Genomic DNA, 2,241 nt, shown 5'->3' on the forward strand with positions numbered 1-2,241 from the left:
GCCTGTAACACCACCCGCCCCTGCCCTCCTCAGCATGTCACACCCGCAACCCCTCGCGTGATCATGAAGTTATAGCCCCGACACGCCCTGGCCAGGGTGGCAATAACTTCATGATCAACGAGGTGGGGAAGGGATCAGCGCATCCGAGCAACGATCGCGGTGTCGTAGTCGCCGGAGATGAACTCCGGGTTCTCCAGCAGGTTGGTGAAGAAGGGCAGGTTCTGCTTCGGGCCGGCGATCTCGAAGGAGGCGACCGCGGCACGCGCCCGCTCGATGGCCTCGGCGCGGGTCGGGGCGGTGACGAGAAGCTTGGCCATCAGGCTGTCGTAGAACGGCGTCACGGTGTTCCCCTCGACGTAGCCGGAGTCGACGCGTACGCCCTCGCCGGCGGGCTCGACCCAGGTCCGGATCGCGCCCGGGCCGGGCAGGAAGCGCTTCGGGTCCTCGGCGTTGACCCGCAGTTCGATGGCATGGCCACGCGGGGTCAACGCGTCCGGGTCGAAGGTGGGTGCCAGCCCGGCCGCCACCCGGAGCTGCTCCTCGACCAGGTCCAGGCCGTAGACCAGCTCGGTGACCGGGTGCTCCACCTGAAGGCGGGTGTTCATCTCCAGGAAGAAGAACTCACCGGAGGTGGGATCGAGCAGGCACTCCACAGTGCCCGCGTTGCGGTAGTTCACCGCCGCGCCCGCGCGTACCGCCGCGGCGAGCAGCCGGGAACGCAGCTCCGGCGAGACGGCCGGGGAGGGCGACTCCTCGACCAGCTTCTGGTTACGCCGCTGCACCGAGCACTCCCGCTCGCCGATCGCCACCACCCGGCCGTCGGCCAGCCCGAGGATCTGCACCTCGACGTGGCGTACCCGGGGGAAGTACCGCTCGATGAGCACCGAACCGTCACCGAACATCCGCTCGGCGAACGCGCGCACCTTGTCGTACTCGGTGCGCAGCGCGGTCTCGTCGGCGGCCACCGCCATGCCCATGCCCCCACCGCCGGCGGCGGCCTTCACCATCACCGGGTAACCGATATCGGCCGCTGCGGCGACCGCCGCAGCCAGGTCCGCCGCCGGCTCGGTGGTGCCCGGCGCCACCGGCACACCGGCCGCCGCCATCAGGTTCCGCGCGTTGATCTTGTCGCCCATCGCGCTTATCGCGTCCGCGTCCGGTCCGACCCAGATCAACCCGCTGGCCTCGACGGTACGGGCGAAGTCGGCGTTCTCCGACAGGAAGCCGTAACCGGGGTGGATCGCCTGCGCGCCTGTCGACGTGGCGGCGGCCAGGATCGCCTCGGTGTTGCGGTAGCTCTGCGCCGGGTTGGCCGGGCCGACACACACCGCTTCGTCGGCCTCGGTCACGAAGGGCAGGTCGGCGTCGACCTCCGAGTGCACCGCGATCGCCCGCACCCCGAGCCGCTTGGCGGTACGGATGATCCGGCGGGCGATCTCGCCCCGGTTGGCGACCAGCAGCGACTCGATCATGGTTCCTCCGAGCGTTCCATTGTGTGGGACGCCCGCCAGCCAACCATGCCGACCTCGGCGTAAGGAAGGGCCCCTTGTTAACGCCTCAGGTAGAGCAGGGGCCCCCTGTTAACACCTGATCGGGCTGGGGCCACGCGTGCTCAGGCTGGGGTGACGCAGGCTCTGGCTGGGGTGACGCAGGCTCGGGCTGGGAGAGACGCGTGCTCAGGCCGGCTCGGTCGGGGCGAGGAGGGCGGCGAGGGTGGCGGCGCGCAGCAGCTCGGCACGGCGTCGGCGGTCGACCTCACCACCGAGGAACGGGGTGGAGTTCATCAGGCCGAAGGCGGCGTGCGCCAGCACGCGCGCCTCACCGTCGGGCAGCCCGGAGTGCAGCGCGGTCAGCACCGCCACCCACTCCTCGACGTAGAGCCGCTGGAGGCGGCGGATCCGCCGCCGGGGCTCCTCGGGCAACCGGTCCAGCTCGTGCAGGTGCAGGGCGATGACTGCCGGATTGGCGAGCGCGAATTCGACATGGAAGTCGATGAGCGACTCCAGCGCGGCGCGCGGCTCGCCCGGGTGGGCGGCGGAACGCTGCCGTCCACCGTCGAGCAGGCCCTCGCTGACCGGCACCAGCGCGGCGACGAGCATCGCCTCCTTGCCGGCGAAATGGTGGTAGAGCGCCGGGCCGGTCACCCCGGCAGCCGCACCGATGTCGTCCATCGACACGCCGTGATAGCCACGCGAGGCGAAGAGCCCCACCGCGATCTCCAGGATCTCGTCCTTACGGGAC

General features: G+C 70.5%; 2 protein-coding genes. Both read right to left on the minus strand.

The annotated features are described in order from the left end of the window. Positions 1–134: 134 nt before the first annotated feature. Positions 135–1,472, minus strand: coding sequence for an acetyl-CoA carboxylase biotin carboxylase subunit (locus tag C1I93_RS30215; RefSeq protein WP_111246639.1), 1,338 nt, complete (start codon positions 1,470–1,472; stop codon positions 135–137). Positions 1,473–1,676: 204 nt separating this feature from the next. Continuing rightward, a partial coding sequence (locus tag C1I93_RS30220; protein ID WP_111246640.1) for a TetR/AcrR family transcriptional regulator occupies positions 1,677–2,241 on the minus strand: 565 nt, incomplete at its 5' end.

The organism is Micromonospora endophytica, assembly GCF_003236305.1.
GTDB lineage: Bacteria > Actinomycetota > Actinomycetes > Mycobacteriales > Micromonosporaceae > Micromonospora > Micromonospora endophytica.